The sequence below is a fragment of the Flavobacterium sp. genome, assembly GCF_017744675.1.
Taxonomy (GTDB): Bacteria; Bacteroidota; Bacteroidia; order Flavobacteriales; family Flavobacteriaceae; genus Flavobacterium.
In genome coordinates, this window is record NZ_JAGIAV010000001.1 from 456,913 (window position 1) to 474,613 (window position 17,701).

General features: G+C 34.0%; 18 protein-coding genes. 12 read left to right on the top strand and 6 right to left on the bottom strand.

The genetic code is table 11. From position 1 onward, the window contains the following. Nucleotides 1-18: 18 nt before the first annotated feature. Entirely contained in the window at nt 19-1,869 is a 1,851-nt protein-coding gene (locus J7574_RS02005) for a hypothetical protein (RefSeq protein ID WP_290963435.1), read from the bottom strand. Between the two features lie 4 nt (nt 1,870-1,873). Further along, complete coding sequence (locus tag J7574_RS02010) at nt 1,874-2,506, bottom strand: hypothetical protein (RefSeq protein WP_290963437.1); 633 nt, start codon at nt 2,504-2,506, stop codon at nt 1,874-1,876. 280 nt (nt 2,507-2,786) lie between these two features. Here J7574_RS02010 and hemB point away from each other — a divergent pair, with 280 nt between their 5' ends. The 3 genes from hemB to J7574_RS02025 are packed head-to-tail and all read left to right on the top strand — an operon-like array spanning nt 2,787 to nt 4,537. Continuing rightward, complete coding sequence (hemB, locus tag J7574_RS02015; RefSeq protein WP_290963439.1) at nt 2,787-3,782, top strand: porphobilinogen synthase; 996 nt, start codon at nt 2,787-2,789, stop codon at nt 3,780-3,782. A 1-nt stretch (nt 3,783) separates the two neighbouring features. Further along, nucleotides 3,784-4,125 carry a cupin domain-containing protein gene (locus tag J7574_RS02020; RefSeq protein ID WP_290963442.1) on the top strand — a complete coding sequence of 114 codons (342 nt, stop codon included), beginning with the start codon at nt 3,784-3,786 and terminating at the stop codon, nt 4,123-4,125. Nucleotides 4,126-4,138: 13 nt separating this feature from the next. After that, on the top strand, nt 4,139-4,537 hold the full coding sequence (locus tag J7574_RS02025) for a c-type cytochrome (RefSeq protein WP_290963444.1): 399 nt from the start codon (nt 4,139-4,141) through the stop codon (nt 4,535-4,537). A gap of 264 nt (nt 4,538-4,801) precedes the next feature. Here the strand turns inward: J7574_RS02025 and J7574_RS02030 are convergent, their stop codons facing one another. Next, nucleotides 4,802-6,859: a M13 family metallopeptidase gene (locus tag J7574_RS02030; RefSeq protein ID WP_290963447.1), complete on the bottom strand. Its 2,058-nt coding sequence runs from the start codon at nt 6,857-6,859 to the stop codon at nt 4,802-4,804. A 227-nt stretch (nt 6,860-7,086) separates the two neighbouring features. Between J7574_RS02030 and J7574_RS02035 the strand changes: the two genes are divergently transcribed. The 6 genes from J7574_RS02035 to J7574_RS02060 all read left to right on the top strand — a co-directional run bounded on the left by J7574_RS02035 (nt 7,087) and on the right by J7574_RS02060 (nt 11,603). Beyond that, the gene (locus J7574_RS02035; protein WP_290963450.1) at nt 7,087-7,752 is read left to right on the top strand and encodes an SCO family protein; all 666 of its coding nucleotides are present in this window, start codon (nt 7,087-7,089) and stop codon (nt 7,750-7,752) included. Nucleotides 7,753-7,855: 103 nt separating this feature from the next. Then, a complete protein-coding gene (locus tag J7574_RS02040) occupies nt 7,856-8,095 on the top strand; it encodes a FeoA family protein (protein WP_290963451.1) in 240 nt (79 codons plus the stop codon). Continuing rightward, nucleotides 8,095-10,194: a ferrous iron transport protein B gene (gene feoB / locus J7574_RS02045; RefSeq protein ID WP_290963454.1), complete on the top strand. Its 2,100-nt coding sequence runs from the start codon at nt 8,095-8,097 to the stop codon at nt 10,192-10,194. Before J7574_RS02040 ends, feoB begins: the two co-directional genes overlap by 1 nt. 6 nt (nt 10,195-10,200) lie before the next feature. Further along, the gene (locus J7574_RS02050; RefSeq protein ID WP_290963457.1) at nt 10,201-10,326 is read left to right on the top strand and encodes a FeoB-associated Cys-rich membrane protein; all 126 of its coding nucleotides are present in this window, start codon (nt 10,201-10,203) and stop codon (nt 10,324-10,326) included. A 170-nt stretch (nt 10,327-10,496) separates the two neighbouring features. Continuing rightward, the gene (locus tag J7574_RS02055; RefSeq protein ID WP_290963460.1) at nt 10,497-10,619 is read left to right on the top strand and encodes a hypothetical protein; all 123 of its coding nucleotides are present in this window, start codon (nt 10,497-10,499) and stop codon (nt 10,617-10,619) included. A gap of 60 nt (nt 10,620-10,679) precedes the next feature. Further along, the gene (locus J7574_RS02060; RefSeq protein ID WP_290963463.1) at nt 10,680-11,603 is read left to right on the top strand and encodes an alpha/beta hydrolase; all 924 of its coding nucleotides are present in this window, start codon (nt 10,680-10,682) and stop codon (nt 11,601-11,603) included. A 412-nt stretch (nt 11,604-12,015) separates the two neighbouring features. Here J7574_RS02060 and J7574_RS02065 read toward each other — a convergent pair whose 3' ends face one another. From J7574_RS02065 to J7574_RS02075, 3 genes are all read right to left on the bottom strand, one after another. Further along, entirely contained in the window at nt 12,016-12,669 is a 654-nt protein-coding gene (locus tag J7574_RS02065; protein ID WP_290963467.1) for an HD domain-containing protein, read from the bottom strand. 167 nt (nt 12,670-12,836) lie between these two features. After that, nucleotides 12,837-13,832, bottom strand: coding sequence for an acyl-ACP desaturase (locus J7574_RS02070; RefSeq protein ID WP_290963470.1), 996 nt, complete (start codon nt 13,830-13,832; stop codon nt 12,837-12,839). Between the two features lie 45 nt (nt 13,833-13,877). Next, nucleotides 13,878-14,624 (bottom strand): 1-acyl-sn-glycerol-3-phosphate acyltransferase, encoded by a 747-nt coding sequence (locus tag J7574_RS02075; RefSeq protein WP_290963474.1) that lies wholly within the window; start codon nt 14,622-14,624, stop codon nt 13,878-13,880. Nucleotides 14,625-14,749: 125 nt separating this feature from the next. Here J7574_RS02075 and rnpA point away from each other — a divergent pair, with 125 nt between their 5' ends. From rnpA to J7574_RS02090, 3 genes are all read left to right on the top strand, one after another. Next, the gene (gene rnpA / locus J7574_RS02080; protein ID WP_290963477.1) at nt 14,750-15,154 is read left to right on the top strand and encodes a ribonuclease P protein component; all 405 of its coding nucleotides are present in this window, start codon (nt 14,750-14,752) and stop codon (nt 15,152-15,154) included. Between the two features lie 70 nt (nt 15,155-15,224). Continuing rightward, nucleotides 15,225-16,058 (top strand): DUF4349 domain-containing protein, encoded by an 834-nt coding sequence (locus J7574_RS02085; RefSeq protein WP_290963480.1) that lies wholly within the window; start codon nt 15,225-15,227, stop codon nt 16,056-16,058. A 2-nt stretch (nt 16,059-16,060) separates the two neighbouring features. Then, a complete protein-coding gene (locus tag J7574_RS02090; RefSeq protein WP_290963483.1) occupies nt 16,061-17,698 on the top strand; it encodes a S41 family peptidase in 1,638 nt (545 codons plus the stop codon). Nucleotides 17,699-17,701 lie beyond the last annotated feature (3 nt).

The window sequence follows — 17,701 nt, forward strand, 5'->3', positions numbered from 1 at the left end:
CAGGGATTTTGTTTTCCATTATTTAGAAGTCATTTCTTCGGCCAAATCTAAAGTCTGCAAAATAATATTTTTATCAGACTTGAAAGAGCTCAGTTTAAAAACGAATTTCAATTTATTATCGATTAGCTTTTTAGGCGATTCAATTGAAACATCAGAAAATTGAGAAGAGATTTTAGTCATTCGATCCAATTCTGAATCTTTTGCTTTTTTGCCAAATGTTTTTATCGTTTGTGCAATATTCAATTTTCCAGAGATATAATTTTTGCTCAAATTTTTCTTGGTTTCTTTAATAAAAGAACCATTTCCTGCTCCAAAGTACTCTTTTGTATTCGCAACAATTACCACATCTTTATCTTTAAGAATAAAAATGTTGTCGTAGTCCTGAGTTCCAACAATCGTATAAAGATTTCCGTTTTGAACTAATACCTTTTTGCGAACGCCCAATTGCAGTAATTTATCTCCAAATGTTGGATGCGTTGAAGTAAAAATCACAGAAAAAAGCGGAATTTCTTTTTTCACTTTCTCCTCTGTTATTTTCTCTTCATAATTTTCATCATAACCATATTTTTTGGTCAATACCTCAACGTCTTTCACATCGTACAAAAAAGCGCTTAAATCGCCATCAAAAAGCTTTGCTGTAGCATCTTCGTCAACAATTGTAGAAATCAAGTCTGTAATAAGGCTAATATCTTCTTTGGCAAGTTTTGGACTTTGGAATAATTCTGTCATTAATGACGGAAAGTTTTCAAGAACTGCTTTGGTATTGGCATGATAAGAAATATAACCTAAAGGCTTTTCGGCAGGGAAATAATTAAAGATATTCTTGTTGATTTTCCTATTGCTGATTTTGCTTACCACATCGGCAATCTCTGGAGAATACTCTACCACTTCTTCGATTCGGGCATTATCATTATCAAAATAAAAATCCAGATTGATTCCTTTTACAAAATTCCCAAAGTTCTTTTGCATTGGCAAATACTTATCGTAACCGCCAAATAGTGACAGCGGATAATTGTATAACGAATAGAAACTAGACATCACGCCGCCATAATTTACCCAAGAAGAAATATCAGCAGAAACATTTATTTTTGAAGAACTTGGCGGTGTAAATCCGTTTTCGAATAATGCCTTTACAATTTCGCGCTGCTTCTCGGCCAATTTTCTATCAAATTCAGCTTGTTCTGCCGTGTATTCTTCATACGGATTTCCATCATACAAATGATCGCTTTCCGCAGGTTCATTAAATACTATTGGATCTGTATTTTTTGCCGCAGGTTCTTCAATTTTTAGTGTATCGGCCATTACTGGAACACCATAAACCGGGGCTTCAATTATTGTTTCATCATATGGCTCTGATATTGAAACAGAATCCATTGCTGTTGAAGTTTCTGCAACATCATAAAATTTAGAAGGAAGTCGTTTTGTCAATTCAATAACTACCAAATAATTATCGTTCCAAACAAATGATCTTTTTACTCCATTTGGTGTATAAACTTCGTATTTTCCGAAATTTTCAATTGAGCCGTTCGCTCCATTTGCTCCCTGCTTTTCAATTAAATATTTTCTAACTGCATCTTTGCTTTTTACCGGAATCGTAACTTGGTAAAAAGGAACTGAATCTAAGAAATTGCCATGAATGGTAATTTTTTCATTCAACTTAATAATATCAACATATTTACGAAGATCAAAATCTGGTTTTTTAGTGATGTACTTGGTTAAAATCGGATGATTTAAAACCTCATCAATGCTGACTTTTTTAGAAAGCTGGTTTCCGTTAAACTGTACAAAATAGTCGTATTTTTCTGGAATGGTTTGGCCAAAAGAAAAATACGCGGCGAATAGAAAAATTAAGGTGTAAAAATGCTTCATAAAGTCAAGGCGTTAATTGGATTGTATTATTCATTAATGTCGATTTTTTAAATACGCTGTACATACTTTGCTTTAAAAAAACCGTCTTTTTATTTTTTGAAATTTTGCTGTTCATATTATCCACAGCCAGAACATCTTTATCGAAAGTATAAATAGAAATAATGCTGGCTTCCTCTAAATCTTTCTTTTTCTTAGGGTCGTTTACCACTTTTTCTGGCACAGGATACGAAGCAATTCTTTCGAAAGTTTTGCCGCTTCCGCTAAAGTGAATCAGATCGCGCTGATTGTTTATGGTATTTACAGCCGCATTAAGAGCCTTTAGATTTGCGTAATTAAGTTTGATAATGAAAACGTAATTCTGAAAATCTGTTTTGGTGCTAACACTTGAAATTCCGTCAATCTTCAATGCTTTCTCTTTAAAATCATTTAGTTTAGCTGTAATTTCCTGTTCGTTCGGAATTTTGACACCATCCACTTCTTCCAACCAGATAGCCGATTTGGTCTTGAACCATGATTTAGAAAAATCAATCATCAAAGTATATTCGCCACTTTGATCATCGTGGTGTTTGATTCTTTCTGTAATCTCAAAACAACTCGTTAAGAGCAAACAGCATAATAAAGCGAGAATTTTCTTCATTTTACAAATTTAGATGGAATATTCTTAAAAACCATGCTTGATTAGCTCTAAGTTTAACTCTTGAAAAAACTAAATTTTTAGATAATATTAACGGATTCTACCACAAGCTAAACGCCTTATTTTGTTCCTTTTTCTTTAACTTTGCGCCACTTATAAAAAGTAACACAACTTCAAGAAAAAATAAAAAACAACTACAGTTTTAGAAATCAAGATTCATCAATCTGTTTTTTTATTGAATCAGATCCAAATCTAAAATCTAAAATCTAAAATCTAAAATTATATGTTCCCACTACAAAGAGGCAGAAGATTAAGAGTAAATGAGTCCATTCGTTCTTTAGTTCGCGAAACCAGTTTAAGTCCGTCAGATTTTATGTTTCCAATGTTTATTGCTGAAGGCGAAAATGTAAAAGTCGAAATTCCGTCAATGCCGGGAATTTTTAGAAGATCGATAGATTTAACAGTTGAAGAAGTAAAAGAACTTTTTGATTTAGGAATTCGCGCGGTTAATATTTATGTAAAAGTTAGTGAGAATTTAAAAGACAATACTGGAAAAGAAGCTTGGAATGCCAACGGATTAATGCAACAAGCCATTCGTGCCATAAAAGCAGCTTGCCCAGAAATGATTGTTATGCCTGATGTGGCATTAGATCCCTATTCTATTTATGGTCATGACGGAATTATAAAAAATGGTGATGTAGAAAACGACAGTACTGTTGATGCTTTAGTAAAAATGGCAGTTTCTCATGCAGAAGCTGGTGCCGATTTTGTTGCGCCAAGCGATATGATGGACGGACGTGTTTTACGCCTTCGCGAAGGTTTAGATGCTGCCGGATTTCAAAATGTTGGAATCATGAGTTATTCTGCTAAATATGCCTCTGCATTTTATGGTCCGTTTAGAGATGCTCTAGATTCTGCACCAAAAGATGCTGATGTTGCTGTTCCAAAAGACAAAAAAACCTATCAGATGGATTATGCCAATCGCATTGAAGCCATCAAAGAAGCTTTGTCTGACGTTGAAGAAGGTGCAGACATGGTTATGGTAAAACCTGGAATTGCTTATTTGGATATTGTTCGCGAAATTAAAAATACCGTAAATGTTCCTGTAACGGTTTACCAGGTTTCTGGAGAATATGCGATGATTAAAGCAGCATCTGAAAGAGGCTGGCTAGATAACGATAAGATCATGATGGAGCAATTAATGTGCATTAAACGTGCAGGTGCCAATCTGATCTCTACTTATTTTGCAAAAGAAGCTGCGATACTTTTAAAGAAATAAAATGGTTATCGACAAACAAAACGCTTCTCATTATTTGTGGGGAGATAATTGCGACAGCTGGGTTTTGGCAGATACAGAAGGTTTGTCTGTAAAACAAGAAAGCATGCCAAGCGGAACCAAAGAAAAACTGCATTTTCATAATCATGCGAATCAGTTCTTTTTTATTCTAAAAGGCACTGCGACTTTTTATCAGGGAGAAAAAATCGAAATTGTAAATGCAAATAAGGGTTTGTTGATTGAGGCAAAAACACAGCATTATATTGCCAATGAAAGCCAAGAACAATTGGATTTTTTGGTGATATCACAGCCATCAACCAATAACGACCGAATTACCATCGAATAACATCTAAAAAAATATGAAGAAAGTATTATTTCTAGCCGCATTTTTAGCTTTTGCTTCTTGCAAAAAAGAAAATTCTGAACCTACAAACGTAACAACCGAATCTGTTTCTGAAGGAGAACCGGCAAAAACCCAAACCCCAGAAGAATTAGGGAAACAAATATTTGAAAGCACCGGAAATTGTTTTGCCTGTCATCAGCCCGATCAAAAAGTGGTTGGACCAAGCATTAAAGAAATTGCCAAAATGTACAAAGACAAAAATGGCAATATCGTGACTTTCTTAAAAGGAAATGCAGAACCAATTGTTGACCCAAGTCAGTTTGAGGTTATGAAAACCAATTTTGCCATTACTAAAGCAATGTCTGAGGACGAATTAAAAGCAATTGAAGCTTACATTTACAGTCAGTTGAAATAATCGTATTATGTTCCGTAGGAACATTTCATTGGTTGAAAAAAAATTATATGGTTTGCATTTACGTTCCGTAGGAACGTTTGATATGCCCATTGGTTAAAAATTTAGATCAAAATCAAACGTTCCTACGGAACGTAAATAAATCTGGCGTCATATCCTTTTCTACCGACGAAACATTCCTACGGAATGATACTTGATATCTCAAAATAGTATAAAAAAGGGGCGGTTTCGAAATTCGAAACCGCCCCTTTTTTATTTACTAGTTGATTACCAGATTTTAACTCGTTTTTCTGGTTCAACGTACATTTTATCTCCTTTCTTAATATCGAAAGCTTTGTAGAAAGCATCAACATTCTGAATTGGCACATATGCTCTGTACATTCCTGGAGAGTGTGGATCTGTTTTCACTTGATTTTTGATCGCTTCGTCTCTTGATTTAGTTCTCCAAACTGTTGCCCAAGAAATAAAGAAACGCTGCTCTGGCGTAAATCCGTCAATTAAACCTGGATTTCCATGAGCTTTCAAATACAATTGTAATCCATCAAAAGCAGCATTGATTCCGCCCAAATCTCCAATATTTTCACCTAAAGTAAATTTACCATCAACGTGAATTCCTGGCAGAGGCTCCAAAGCGCTATATTGATTTGCTAAATCTGTTCCAAGAGCCGTAAATTGTTTCAAATCTTCTTCTGTCCACCAGTCAACCAAATTTCCTTCTGCATTGTAGCGAGCACCAGAATCATCAAAACCATGTGAGATTTCGTGACCGATTACTGCTCCAATTCCTCCATAATTAACTGCTTCGTCGGCTTGGTAATTGTAGAAAGGCGGCTGTAAAATTGCTGCTGGAAATACAATTTCATTGTACGATGGATTGTAATATGCATTTACCGTTTGAGGAGACATATGCCATTCTGTTTTATCAACTGGCTTGTTTAGTTTTTCAATGTCTTTTTGGAAATTCCATCTTGAGATATTTTTAGTATTATCAAAGTAAGTTCCTCCTTCGGCAACACTTTTAATTGTTAAAGCAGAATAATCTTTCCACTTGTCTGGATATCCAACTTTTATGGTAATCTTATTCAGTTTTTCTATTGCTTTTACTTTAGTATCTTTAGACATCCAAGTCAAATTGTTAATACGGTTTTGATAAGCCGTGATAACATTATGAATCATATCTAGAGCTTTGGTTTTTGCTTCTGCAGGAAAAACTTTCTCTACATACAATTTACCAAGAGCTTCTCCAACACTGCGGTTCACAACAGAAAGTGCTCTTTCGTCAGCAGGAAGCTGTTTAATTGCACCTCTTAATGTTTTGCTGTAAAAATCGAAATTAGCATCATCAATTGCTAATGTTAATTTAGTTGCAGAACCATTTAATAGATCCCATTTAAGGTATTCTTTCCATTGTGCAACTTTATTTTCTTTGAAAACAGTTTCTAAAGCTGTCATGTATTTAGGCTCAGAAACAATTACAGTTTCTAATTTTGTAATTCCTAAACCAGCAAAATATTCGTTCCATTTGATAGCTGGAGTTAACTTTTGAAGTTCTGCAACTGTCATTGGGTTATATTGCAAACGACTGTCTCTTCTTTCAACTCTGTTTAATCTCGGTTTTGACAATTCTGTTTCAAGAGCCAAAACTTCAGCAGCGCTTTGTTTTGCTTTTTCTGGAGATTCTCCAATAAACTGAAGCATTCTCGCTACATGCAATTCATATTTAGCACGTTTGTCTTTAGAATCCTTGTCGTCAGAAGTGTAGTAATCTTTATCCGGAAGTCCTAAATTACTTGGTCCTAGATTTACAGAGTTTTTAGAGCTGTCTTTATCATCAGCTCCAATGTAAATTCCGAAAAAGCCAGCATTTCCTTCTTTTTCCATTTCAACCAAATATTTCTGAACATCAGCAATATTTTTAATGGCATCGATCTTTTTCAAATAAGGTTTTAATGGCTCGATTCCTCTTTTATTTCTGCCGATAGAATCTAGGTAAGTATTAAAGAGGTTAATCGCTTTTCCTTGATCTGTATCTGATTTATACTTTGGATTTTTTGCGGCCTCTTGTAGAATAGCCATTACATCCTTATCCGTTTTTTTAATCAGCTCGTTAAAACTTCCCCAAGAAGTTCTATCGCTAGGAATCTCTGTCTTATCCAGCCAGGTTCCGTTTACGTATTTAAAAAAATCCTGACTAGGGCTTACTTTCGTATCCATATACGAAACATTGATACCTGGTTCCTTTGGAGCGTTTTGAGCTTGAGCTGCTGTTATTGCAAACATTGCAGAAATAACACCAAACACAGGTTTAACTAATTGTTTTTTCATAAAAAATTATAGTTTAAGGGAAAATACAAACATATTGTTATTATTTCAAAAATTGTGTTAAAATTCTAACTGTAAAGCCAAAAAGGCGAATAAATTTCACAAATAGAATTTAAACACTTAGGGTATATGTCTCTTAACCTCAATAAAAGTTACAAAAGGCTGTTAAAAAAATAATACAGTAAAGTTTTTAAAATCTGCTTTTTGTATTTTTGCGCCAAATTATTTTTATGAAATCGCTTTTATATAAATACCGCAAATTCTTTATTGTATTAATAGTATTTTCGGTTGTTACGATATCTCTGTTTTACTCGGCATTAAAACCAAAAAAGACACTTCCAATTTACAATCCTTCTGATGTAAATCCTGAGTTGGTAGACAGTACGATTCAATATAAAAGCAAATACCACACTATCGCCGATTTCTCCTTTATAAACCAAAACGGCGATACGATTACCCAGAAAAATTACGAAGGAAAAATTTACGTAGCCGATTTCTTCTTTACAACTTGTGGATCTATCTGCCCAAAAATGTCAACCAATTTGGTTGATGTACAAAAAGCTGTTTTAAATAACCCAAAAGTTATGCTGCTTTCTCATACGGTCTTTCCAGAAGTAGACAGCGTTTCTGTTTTAAAAGCTTATGCGATTAAATATGGCGTGGTAGACAGCAAATGGAATTTGGTTACTGGAGACAAAAAAGAGATCTACACCATGGCCAGAAAATCGTATCTAGCTGTTAAATTAGGCAGACCAGATCAGCTTTACGATATGGTTCATACAGAGAATTTTGTTTTGGTCGATCAAAAACGTCGCGTTCGAGGTTTTTATGACGGAACAAACAAAGAAGACGTAAAACGCCTTATTGAAGACATTGAATTCTTATCTCAAGAGTAAAATCCCTTATTTTTAGAAACTTTTAGCATTTGTAGAAGTGTTAAATGCCTTGAAATAAAGAATAATTGCCTACTTTTGCAATCTAAATTCAATCTAAATAAGCTTGCAAAATACAATACACACTCTGAAAAAAGGCGAAAAAGCCATTATCAAAGATTTTGATATCGAACTTATTCCACTGAAATTATTAGAAATGGGTTGTCTTCCGGGCAGTTTAGTTGAATTACTGCAGGTTGCTCCTTTTGGCGATCCGTTATATTTAGATATTAATGGTTCTCATGTTGCAATACGTATTGAAACAGCTCGCGAAATTGAAGTTGAACTTATCAAAACCGATTTGTAATGAGTGTTCAGAATATTAATGTTGCCCTTATCGGTAATCCCAATACCGGAAAAACTTCTGTTTTCAATCAATTAACAGGTCTGAACCAACAAGTCGGAAATTATCCTGGAATTACAGTTGAGAAGAAAATAGGATTCTGCAAATTGCCAAACAACGTAAAAGCCAATATTCTAGATTTACCAGGAACATACAGCTTAAACGCCAGTTCAATGGACGAAAGTGTGGTAATCGAACTTTTACTAAATAAAAACGACAAATTATATCCTGATGTAGCAGTAGTTGTAACCGATGTTGAAAATCTGAAACGAAATTTACTGATCTATACTCAGATAAAAGACTTAGAAATTCCGACGATATTGGTCATCAATATGTCTGATCGTATGGAGCGTAAAGGGATTTCACTAGATATTCCTTATTTAGAAGATAAACTAAAAACAAAAATTGCTTTAGTAAGTTCGCGCAAAGGGTTAGGAATTGAAAAGTTAAAAGAACTTATTGTTTCTTATAAAAATATTACACACGAACCTTGCTTAAACGCTTCAGTAATTGATCCCGATTATTTTGAAAAATTACAAAAAGCATTTCCAAACCAATTGATGTACAAATTGTGGCTGGTAATTACGCAAGATGTTAATTTCTTAAATTTAGACCGAAACGAAATACGTGGCACATTTACCAAATCGCATTCTGAATTAAAACGTCTACAGCAGAAAGAAACCATTAAAAGATATCAATTTATAAATGATGTTTTAAAAGAAGGTTTAAAAGTTGATGCTTCGATGGCGAAAGACATTCGCGCTAAGATTGATCGCATATTAACGCATAAAGTTTTTGGTTATGTGATCTTTTTTGCGATTCTGTTTTTGATTTTCCAATCGATTTTCAGCTGGTCAACTATTCCAATGGATTTCATTGACAGCACTTTTGCTTCCTTGAGCAGCTGGGTGGCAGCAGAACTCCCAAGCGGTATCTTAACCGATTTGCTTTCGCAGGGAATTATACCAGGAATTGGCGGTGTTATTATTTTTATACCGCAGATTGCTTTCTTATTTTTATTTATTTCCATTCTGGAAGAAAGCGGTTATATGAGCCGTGTTGTATTCTTGATGGATAAAATCATGCGCAAGTTTGGTCTTTCAGGAAAAAGTGTCGTGCCATTGATCTCTGGAACTGCTTGTGCAATTCCTGCAATTATGGCCACTCGAAATATCGAGAATTGGAAAGAACGCCTAATTACGATCTTAGTAACGCCATTCACGACTTGTTCTGCTAGATTGCCTGTTTATGCTATTATCATTTCGCTTGTCATTCCGAGCAAACGCGTTTTTGGAGTTTTAAATCTTCAAGGATTAACCTTAATGGCTCTTTATATTTTAGGATTTTTCACGGCAATTCTTTCGGCCTATATTTTAAATAAAGTTTTAAAACTTCAATCTAAAACCTATTTTGTGGTTGAAATGCCAAGCTACAAAATGCCACTTTTAAAAAATGTTGGTATTAATGTGGTAGAGAAAACAAAAGCATTTGTTCTTGGTGCAGGTAAAATCATCTTAGCAATATCAGTCATTTTATGGTTCTTAGCCTCTTACGGCCCTGGAAGAGAGTTTAATGAAGCAGAAACTATCGTAAAAGAAAAATTTGCCAATACTACTTTGAGCGAAACGCAGTTTGAAAACGAAATTAATTCTCAAAAACTAGAGAATTCCTATATCGGATTAATGGGACGAGCAATCGAACCTGTAATTCAGCCGTTGGGTTACGATTGGAAAATCGGGATCGCCTTAATCAGTTCGTTTGCGGCGCGCGAAGTTTTTGTTGGAACTTTAGCAACTATTTACAGCGTTGGAGATACCGACAACGAATCGACTATAAAAAGCAAAATGCAGGCAGAAGTTCGCCCAGATACAGGCAAAAAAGTATTTGACTTTGCAACCGGAATTTCTTTACTGCTATTTTATGCTTTTGCCATGCAATGCGCCAGTACATTGGCCATTACTAAAAAGGAAACCAATTCGTGGAAATGGCCTGCAATGCAGTTAGTCTTCATGAGCGGATTGGCTTATTTAACCGCATTAATTGCGTATCAACTTTTAAAATAAAAAGTTATGTTTCAAGAGATTATAGCCTTTGCCATATTAGGAATAGCAATTGCCTTTCTAATCAAAAAATTCTTTTTTAAATCTAAAAAGAAAAAAGATTGTGGCGGAGGAACGAATTGCGGATGTTCTTAGTAGAGTAACAAAGTAACAGAGAGGCAAAGTGACAAAGTAAGCTTCAAGTAGAATTTCATTCTATTTGAAGCTTTTTCTATTAAAATGTCTTATTATGTTATTTTAAAACCTGAAAGTGCCCTATTTGTATATTTTCTAAAATTATTTTTGTTTTCTAAAACTCATTAAAAATGACACCAGAAGATAGAATGGAAATAATAAGAGACAATAGAGTTGCTCGATTGCTTTGGTTTACAATAGGTTTTTTCTGCGCTACAATTATTACTTACTTGGTAATGAAAAACAATATATAGGTTTTTTCTGTGCTGTTTTAATTATACTTTTATGTCTTTAAAACATCAAAAACTTACAAAATGAAAATCCCTTTTCTGTCTATTCTATTATTGTTTTTCGTACAAAGTTCAATCATCAGTCAAACAAAAACGAATGCAAAACCAAAAACCGACAACACTTTTCTAACTTCAGATGGAGTTCCGTTATTTTTGAAAGTTTCAGGAAAAGGTGAAGTCTGCATTTTTGTACATGGCGGTCCAGGCGCTTGGAGTAAGTCTTTTGAAGAATTTGGCGGAAATGTTTTAGAAGATAAATTAAAGATGTGTTATTACGACCAAAGAGGATGCGGACGATCTGGATCTCCCGTTAATAACAATTACAGCATGGACAGAATGATTGATGATATTGAAGAAATCCGTGCTTCTCTTAAAACTTCAAAAGTATTTGTAATTGGTCATTCTTTCGGAGGAATTTTGGCTACTAAATATGCCGAAAAATATCCTCAGCATGTAAAAGGTCTAATTCTATTGAATTCTACACTAGATATTAATGATTCGCTTCTCAATCAAATTGCTTTTATGGGCAAAACTTTGGGCGAAGATTTTCCAATAAAAAGCAAAGAATCAATCTTAAATACTTTTTTTGAAGCCAAAACGAAAATTAAAAAAGCTGATTTAGATTATAAAATATTGTCTGACAATAGAGCAAATGTCGAAAAACTGGACAGTATCGATAGCAGCGAAAAAAGAAACTCTTCTTTTGCGCAACACGCGTTGAGCGGTCCGTTGTATTTCAGCGATTTCACAAAAGAAACCGCGACCATTAAAGTGCCAACACTTATAATCTCAGGAACAAAAGATAATAACATTGGTCCAGAACATTATAAACTGTTTAAATTTCCTAACCAAAAAGTTAAAATCATAGACGGAGGACATATTTTGTATTATGAACAGAATAAAGAGTTCAAGGATACAGTTGAAGGGTTTGTTCTTGCTAGAAAATAAAGAGGAAAGACTTTCCAAAGAGAGATAAGCAAAATTTAATGCAGATCAATTGCAAGTAAAAATTGTCTTATTCTAGTACTTTAAAAACCTTTTTAGGCATAATTGTTATCTCTTTCAAATTACTTTTGATTTGTTTCAAAACACATTCAAAATGACAAAATTTGAAAAAAAAGAAATTATCAGAAGTAATGTCATTACTAGACTGCTTTGGTTTTCATTTGGTTTTTTATGTGCCTTTGCAATAATGTGTCTTTTAAAATCCAAATTGTAATTTGTACCTGTTCTAATAATTTATAATTAAACTTGAATACGAAACGGCTCTAATAGAGCCGTTTTAATTTTATATCCTGAAAAGTTTAGATTTTCTAGATTAAAAAGAAGCGAGATGAAAATTCAGATTGAAAACTGAATACTATTTCACCCCTTCCCACTCTGCATAAAACTGAGCTAGAAAACTTTCCATAAAGCGATGTCTCTCAGCTGCAATTTCTTTCCCTTTTTCGGTATTCATTTTGTCTTTTAACAATAAAAGCTTTTCGTAGAAATGGTTTATTGTTGGAGCATTGTTTTTTTTATACTCTTCTTTTGTCATGTTGGTTATAGGAGCAATTTCTGGATTGTATAAAGCTCTGTTTTTAAATCCTCCATAATTAAAAGCTCTTGCAACGCCAATTGCACCAATTGCATCTAAGCGATCAGCATCTTGAACAACATCCAATTCGACCGAAGAAAATTTTCTTTCAAAATTCCCGCCTTTATAAGAGATATTTTCAATGATATTGACAACATGGGCAATGATATCCTCAGAAACATTTTGAGCCTCTAAAAACGCTCTTGCTGTTTTTGGGCCGATAGTTTCATCTCCGTTATGAAATTTACTATCCGCAATATCATGCAATAAAGCACCCAATTGTACAATCGTTAAATCACATTCGGTTTCTTTAGCAATCAAAATGGCATTTTTATAAACACGTTCAATATGAAACCAGTCGTGCCCGCCTTCGGCATCGTTTAGTTTCTCTTTTACAAAAGCTATGGTTTTAATAATTAATGCTGAATCGCTCATACAGAAGTTTTTACGGTTTATAAAAAAAGTTGATTGTCAAAGATTATAAACCTTCAACAATCAACAAATATGTTTTAAAGCAACATTGTTGCTTTTTTCAAATTCCAAATATTTTAAATTCCAAACTCCAATCAAAAATCTGAAATCTACATTCTAAAATCTAAAATTTATAGTCTCGCAGGTTCAACCCATTTGAAGATGTGAGATTCTTGCGGAATTACAATTCTTTCCGATATTCTAGCCATACGAGCTGGCAGTTTCATTAAATAATCACGCGCTTTTTCTGCTTCATCACTTAAATTGGTGATTTTGTCAATTTCCCATTTGCTGATTAATTTCTGCATGATTTCAACATAATCGTTTGCCGTGTAAACGCCAATACGTTGCGCTGAATCTGAAAATTGCTCAAAAGCGGTACTGATTTTTTGACCAGATTCTCTCAAGAAATGAGCAGGCATAACGATTTTTTGTTTCATCATGTATTGAAACGCCAACATCATTTCGCTTGGATCCACTTGGAAGATTCTCGTTACAAATTCACTATAAGCATGGTGGTGACGCATTTCGTCTCCAGCAATCATTTTACACATTTTAGACAACTTGTTATCGCCAAATTTCTTAGCTATCTGTGCTACTCTATTGTGCGAAACGTAGGTTGCTAATTCTTGGAAACTAGTATATACAAAGTTTTTGTATGGGTCAGTTCCGGTTCCAATATCAAAACCGTCGTTGATTAAGTGCTGTGTTGTCATTTCGATTTCACGCATGTTCACACGACCAGACAAATACAAGTATTTATTCAAAAGGTCCCCGTGACGGTTCTCTTCTCCCGTCCATTGTTTAACCCACTTGGCCCAACCATTACCTTGACTTCCTTCTTGCTGATCTATTCCTTCTACATCCATTAACCATGACTCATATGTAGGCAAAGCTTCCTCGGTGATGGTGTCACCAACAAGCGTAACCCAGAAATCGTAAGGAAGTTCTTTAGCAATCTCGCGTAATTCTTTTACCTCTTCAAAGAAGTTTTCTCCTTGAGAATCTGGTAAGAAATCCGACGGCTGCCAAATTTTTTCCACTGGAATTAAATACTGTTCAACGAAGCTATCCACGTTTTTTTCCAAAAACTGCATTACTTCTAATCTAATGTTTTTTATAGACATTACTTATTTTAAATTTGGGTTTTAGGTTTTAGCTCGGACTAAAACTTAAACCTGTTTATACTCATTTATTCCTTCTTTAACTGCTTTTTCAGTAATCTCCATCAGCTCTTCAAACTTGTAATCTTTAACAGCCAAAGCTTTGTGAGCTGTAAACTTCAGATGATTTCCTAAGCCAACAGGAAAAAAACCAAATTTTACCATTTTCCAAGAATTATTGATACTCACTGGTACAACGTATGCAGATGGAGCATATTTGCATAAGATTTTTAAACCGCTCTGTGCAAATTCTTTTGGCACTCCCGTTTTACTTCTTGTTCCTTCTGGGAAGATAACGGCAGATCTTGTGTTTTTTTCGATATATTCAGACAAGCCTTTAATAACTGGTATGGCTTGTTTAGGGTCTTTTCGGTCAATAAGCACCGATCCACCATGTTTCAAATTATACGAAACACTCGGAATTCCGCTGCCTAACTCCTTCTTACTTACAAATTTACAATGAAAACGTCTAAAATACCAAATCATTGCTACGATATCGTACATACTTTGGTGATTCGCCACAAAAATAATTGGCACACCTTTCGGAACCGTATCTACATTTTCAATTGTATATCTTGTTCCTACAAGATTGGTACATTTTAAAAGGCAGAAATTTAAATAATCGACACTTTTTTTATGAGCCTGGTAGCCAAATACATTTAAACAAATCCACTGAATTGGATGAAAAACAGCCAAACATAAACCAAATAATAAATAATAAATTACCGATATTGGATAAGAAATAATTTTTTCCATGCTTCAAAAATTAATGCGCAAAAGTAGTAAATAAATTTTTAGACTTATTAAAATTGAAAACAATAACTGTTTTTCTGGTTTAATTGTACCTTTGCGCTAGAATTTGCAAATCTTTTCTGAGTTAAATGAACTTTAATTACCCTAAAAACGAGCGTTTAAAAAGCAAAACCACCATCGGATTATTATTTTCTGAAGGAAAATCGGTATCTAAATATCCGCTTCGTTTGGTTTACCGTCAAGCGGAAGCAAACTCAGAAGAACAAACCAAGATTGGCGTTTCGGTTTCTAAGAAATACTTCAAGAAAGCCGTAGATCGAAATTACTTCAAAAGGGTTCTACGTGAAACCTATCGATTAAACAAACATTTGCTTTTGGATAATCTGGATCGTCCGTATTCGATTATGCTTTTTTATCAAACCAAAGACCGTTTGTCTTATGCTGAAATCAATACTAAAATGATTCAGCTGTTTGAGAAATTTACAACGCAGATCAACAAACCGCAAGATTCTGAACCAAAAACGGAAGCGTAAATTTCAAAACGTAAGATTATTAATCAAGTTAGGCAAAAAAATCGTAGTTTTAGCTCTAAATTGAAATTTTATGCGTCAACTTTTCTTTTTATCGATTTTGGTTTTACTTCTTTCAGGCTGCAGCAAATCTTCAGCTTCAGCAGAAGAAAATATGTCTATTGCAGCAGTACAACTGCCTCCAAAAGCAGAAGCTGCCTCTGATGATAAAAATTTTGATCCAGTAGCTCCAAAAGTGAAACAAGAAATTGAACAAAAGATCATAAAACAAGCGAGCTTAAGATTCGAGACTGATAATCTTGAAAACACTTTCAATCAAATTAAAAAAGCTATAATTGAAAATAATGGCAATATTTTTAATGATACTGAAGGGAAGAATTACAATAATGTCAGCAGAGTTTTGGTAATTAAAGTTCCAAGCCAAAATTTTGACCGTTTTATCGATGCGGTTTCAAAAGGCGTTTCTTATTTTGATGAAAAACAAATATCTGCAGAAGATGTTACAGAACAATATATCGATCTAACTTCTAGATTAAAAACCAAGAAAAAACTTGAGGAACGTTATCTTGAAATTTTAAAGAAAGCAAACAAAGTCAGTGAAATTTTAGAAATCGAACAGCAAATTTCAACTATTCGAGAAGAAATCGAAGCCAAAGAAGGTCAACTGAAATACCTAGAAAGCCGCGTTTCTGAAAGTACAATTACTATTGAATTTTATAAAACAATACCTGAAAAAGAAGGTGTCAAAATATCTTACGGTTCAAAACTGTTGACTGCTGTTAAATCAGGGTTTTTCAGTTTATCCGATTTTTTAATTTCGTTAATTAGCGTTTGGCCGTTTGTCATTATATTTTTTGTATTAGCCTATTTTATTAGAAAAAGATTAAAAAGAAGAAAAAAAGAATAATCATGTATCCGTATTTCAAAAAAAGATTTATTATACCAGTCGCTGCGGCGGGAATGTTGTTTGTTGGAACCAGTTTTAAAGAAGATTTTTTTGAAATTGCCAAACAGATCGAAATTTTTACGACTTTATTCAAAGCCGTAAATACCAATTATGTTGATGAAACTAATCCGGGAGATTTGATGGATAAAGCGATCAAAAGCATGTTGGGAAGTTTGGATCCGTACACGGTTTATTTTAACGAACAGGACGTGGTTAATTTTAAAATCAATAATACGGGAGAATATACAGGAATCGGAGCTTTGATTTCTAGAAAAAACGATCGCTTGATTGTTCGCGAACCTTATAAAAATTATCCAGCTGACAAAGCGGGACTTAAAGCGGGAGACGAAATTATTCAGATTGGAGATGTTTTAATTGCCGATTTTAAAGATGACGCTTCGCAATTATTGAAAGGAACAAAAAACACAAAAATCAACATCAAATATCTTCGTCAAGGAAAACCAAATACTACTGTTTTGGTTTTGGATGAAGTAGATATTAAATCGGTTCCTTTTTACGGAAAAATTGATGACAAAACTGGTTATATCGTTTTGGCACATTTTAGCAGAAAAGCTTCTGCTGAAGTAAAAGAAGCTCTTGAAAAATTAAAAGCTGATGGCGCTAAACAGATTGTTTTGGACTTACGCGGAAATCCTGGAGGATTATTAAACGAAGCAATTGATATCTGTAATTTGTTTGTTCCGAAAAATGAAGTTATTGTAACGACTAAATCGCGAATTGAAAAACACAATAATACTTATAAAACACAGAAAGAACCAGTTGATACTGAAATTCCGCTAGCGATTTTAGTAAACGGAAGAAGTGCTTCGGCTTCTGAAATTGTATCGGGTGCTTTACAAGATCTGGATCGTGCCGTAATTTTAGGAAGCAGAAGTTTTGGAAAAGGTTTGGTGCAACGTTCTGTTGATTTGACATACGGAACACAGCTCAAAGTAACGATCTCTAGATATTACACGCCATCTGGCCGTTGTATTCAAGCTTTGGATTATGCGCATAAAGATAAAAATGGTGTGGCTCAAAAAACAGACGCTAAAAATTTCAATGCTTTTAAAACTAGAAAAGGAAGAACGGTTTATGATGGAGGCGGCGTTTTGCCAGATATCGAATTGGAAGAAACCAAAACTAGTGCGATCGCAACTGCTTTAATTAAAAATGACGGTGTTTTTGATTACGCAACTGCTTACTATTACAAAAATCCAAATTTAGGTGATAAGATTCCAACTCTTACTGATGCGGATTATACGGCTTTCAAACAATACTTAAAAACGAATAAAATTACTTTTGATACCGACACCGAAGTAGCTTTGAAAAATACTTTAGCGGCAGCTAAAAAAGAAAAAATAGACGAGACCATCACTGCCGAATATCAGCAATTGTTGAATGCTTTAGAAAAAAGCGAGACAACTTTACTAGATAAAAACCAAAAAGAAATTAAAAACATGATTTTGGAAGAGTTGATTAAAAGATATCAATATCAAGAAGGTTTGTATCAGTATTACTTAAAAAACAATTCAGAAATTAAAAGAGCAGTTAGTGTATTAAATAACCAGACAGAATATAAAACGATTTTAAAAATGTAGTGA

Coding starts and splice junctions, on each gene's coding strand:
- J7574_RS02005 (WP_290963435.1), bottom strand. CDS start 1,869: ATGAAGCATTTTTACACCTTAATTTTTCTATTCGCCGCGTATTTTTCT.
- J7574_RS02010 (WP_290963437.1), bottom strand. CDS start 2,506: ATGAAGAAAATTCTCGCTTTATTATGCTGTTTGCTCTTAACGAGTTGT.
- hemB (WP_290963439.1), top strand. CDS start 2,787: ATGTTCCCACTACAAAGAGGCAGAAGATTAAGAGTAAATGAGTCCATT.
- J7574_RS02020 (WP_290963442.1), top strand. CDS start 3,784: ATGGTTATCGACAAACAAAACGCTTCTCATTATTTGTGGGGAGATAAT.
- J7574_RS02025 (WP_290963444.1), top strand. CDS start 4,139: ATGAAGAAAGTATTATTTCTAGCCGCATTTTTAGCTTTTGCTTCTTGC.
- J7574_RS02030 (WP_290963447.1), bottom strand. CDS start 6,859: ATGAAAAAACAATTAGTTAAACCTGTGTTTGGTGTTATTTCTGCAATG.
- J7574_RS02035 (WP_290963450.1), top strand. CDS start 7,087: ATGAAATCGCTTTTATATAAATACCGCAAATTCTTTATTGTATTAATA.
- feoB (WP_290963454.1), top strand. CDS start 8,095: ATGAGTGTTCAGAATATTAATGTTGCCCTTATCGGTAATCCCAATACC.
- J7574_RS02050 (WP_290963457.1), top strand. CDS start 10,201: ATGTTTCAAGAGATTATAGCCTTTGCCATATTAGGAATAGCAATTGCC.
- J7574_RS02055 (WP_290963460.1), top strand. CDS start 10,497: ATGACACCAGAAGATAGAATGGAAATAATAAGAGACAATAGAGTTGCT.
- J7574_RS02060 (WP_290963463.1), top strand. CDS start 10,680: ATGAAAATCCCTTTTCTGTCTATTCTATTATTGTTTTTCGTACAAAGT.
- J7574_RS02065 (WP_290963467.1), bottom strand. CDS start 12,669: ATGAGCGATTCAGCATTAATTATTAAAACCATAGCTTTTGTAAAAGAG.
- J7574_RS02070 (WP_290963470.1), bottom strand. CDS start 13,832: ATGTCTATAAAAAACATTAGATTAGAAGTAATGCAGTTTTTGGAAAAA.
- J7574_RS02075 (WP_290963474.1), bottom strand. CDS start 14,624: ATGGAAAAAATTATTTCTTATCCAATATCGGTAATTTATTATTTATTA.
- rnpA (WP_290963477.1), top strand. CDS start 14,750: ATGAACTTTAATTACCCTAAAAACGAGCGTTTAAAAAGCAAAACCACC.
- J7574_RS02085 (WP_290963480.1), top strand. CDS start 15,225: ATGCGTCAACTTTTCTTTTTATCGATTTTGGTTTTACTTCTTTCAGGC.
- J7574_RS02090 (WP_290963483.1), top strand. CDS start 16,061: ATGTATCCGTATTTCAAAAAAAGATTTATTATACCAGTCGCTGCGGCG.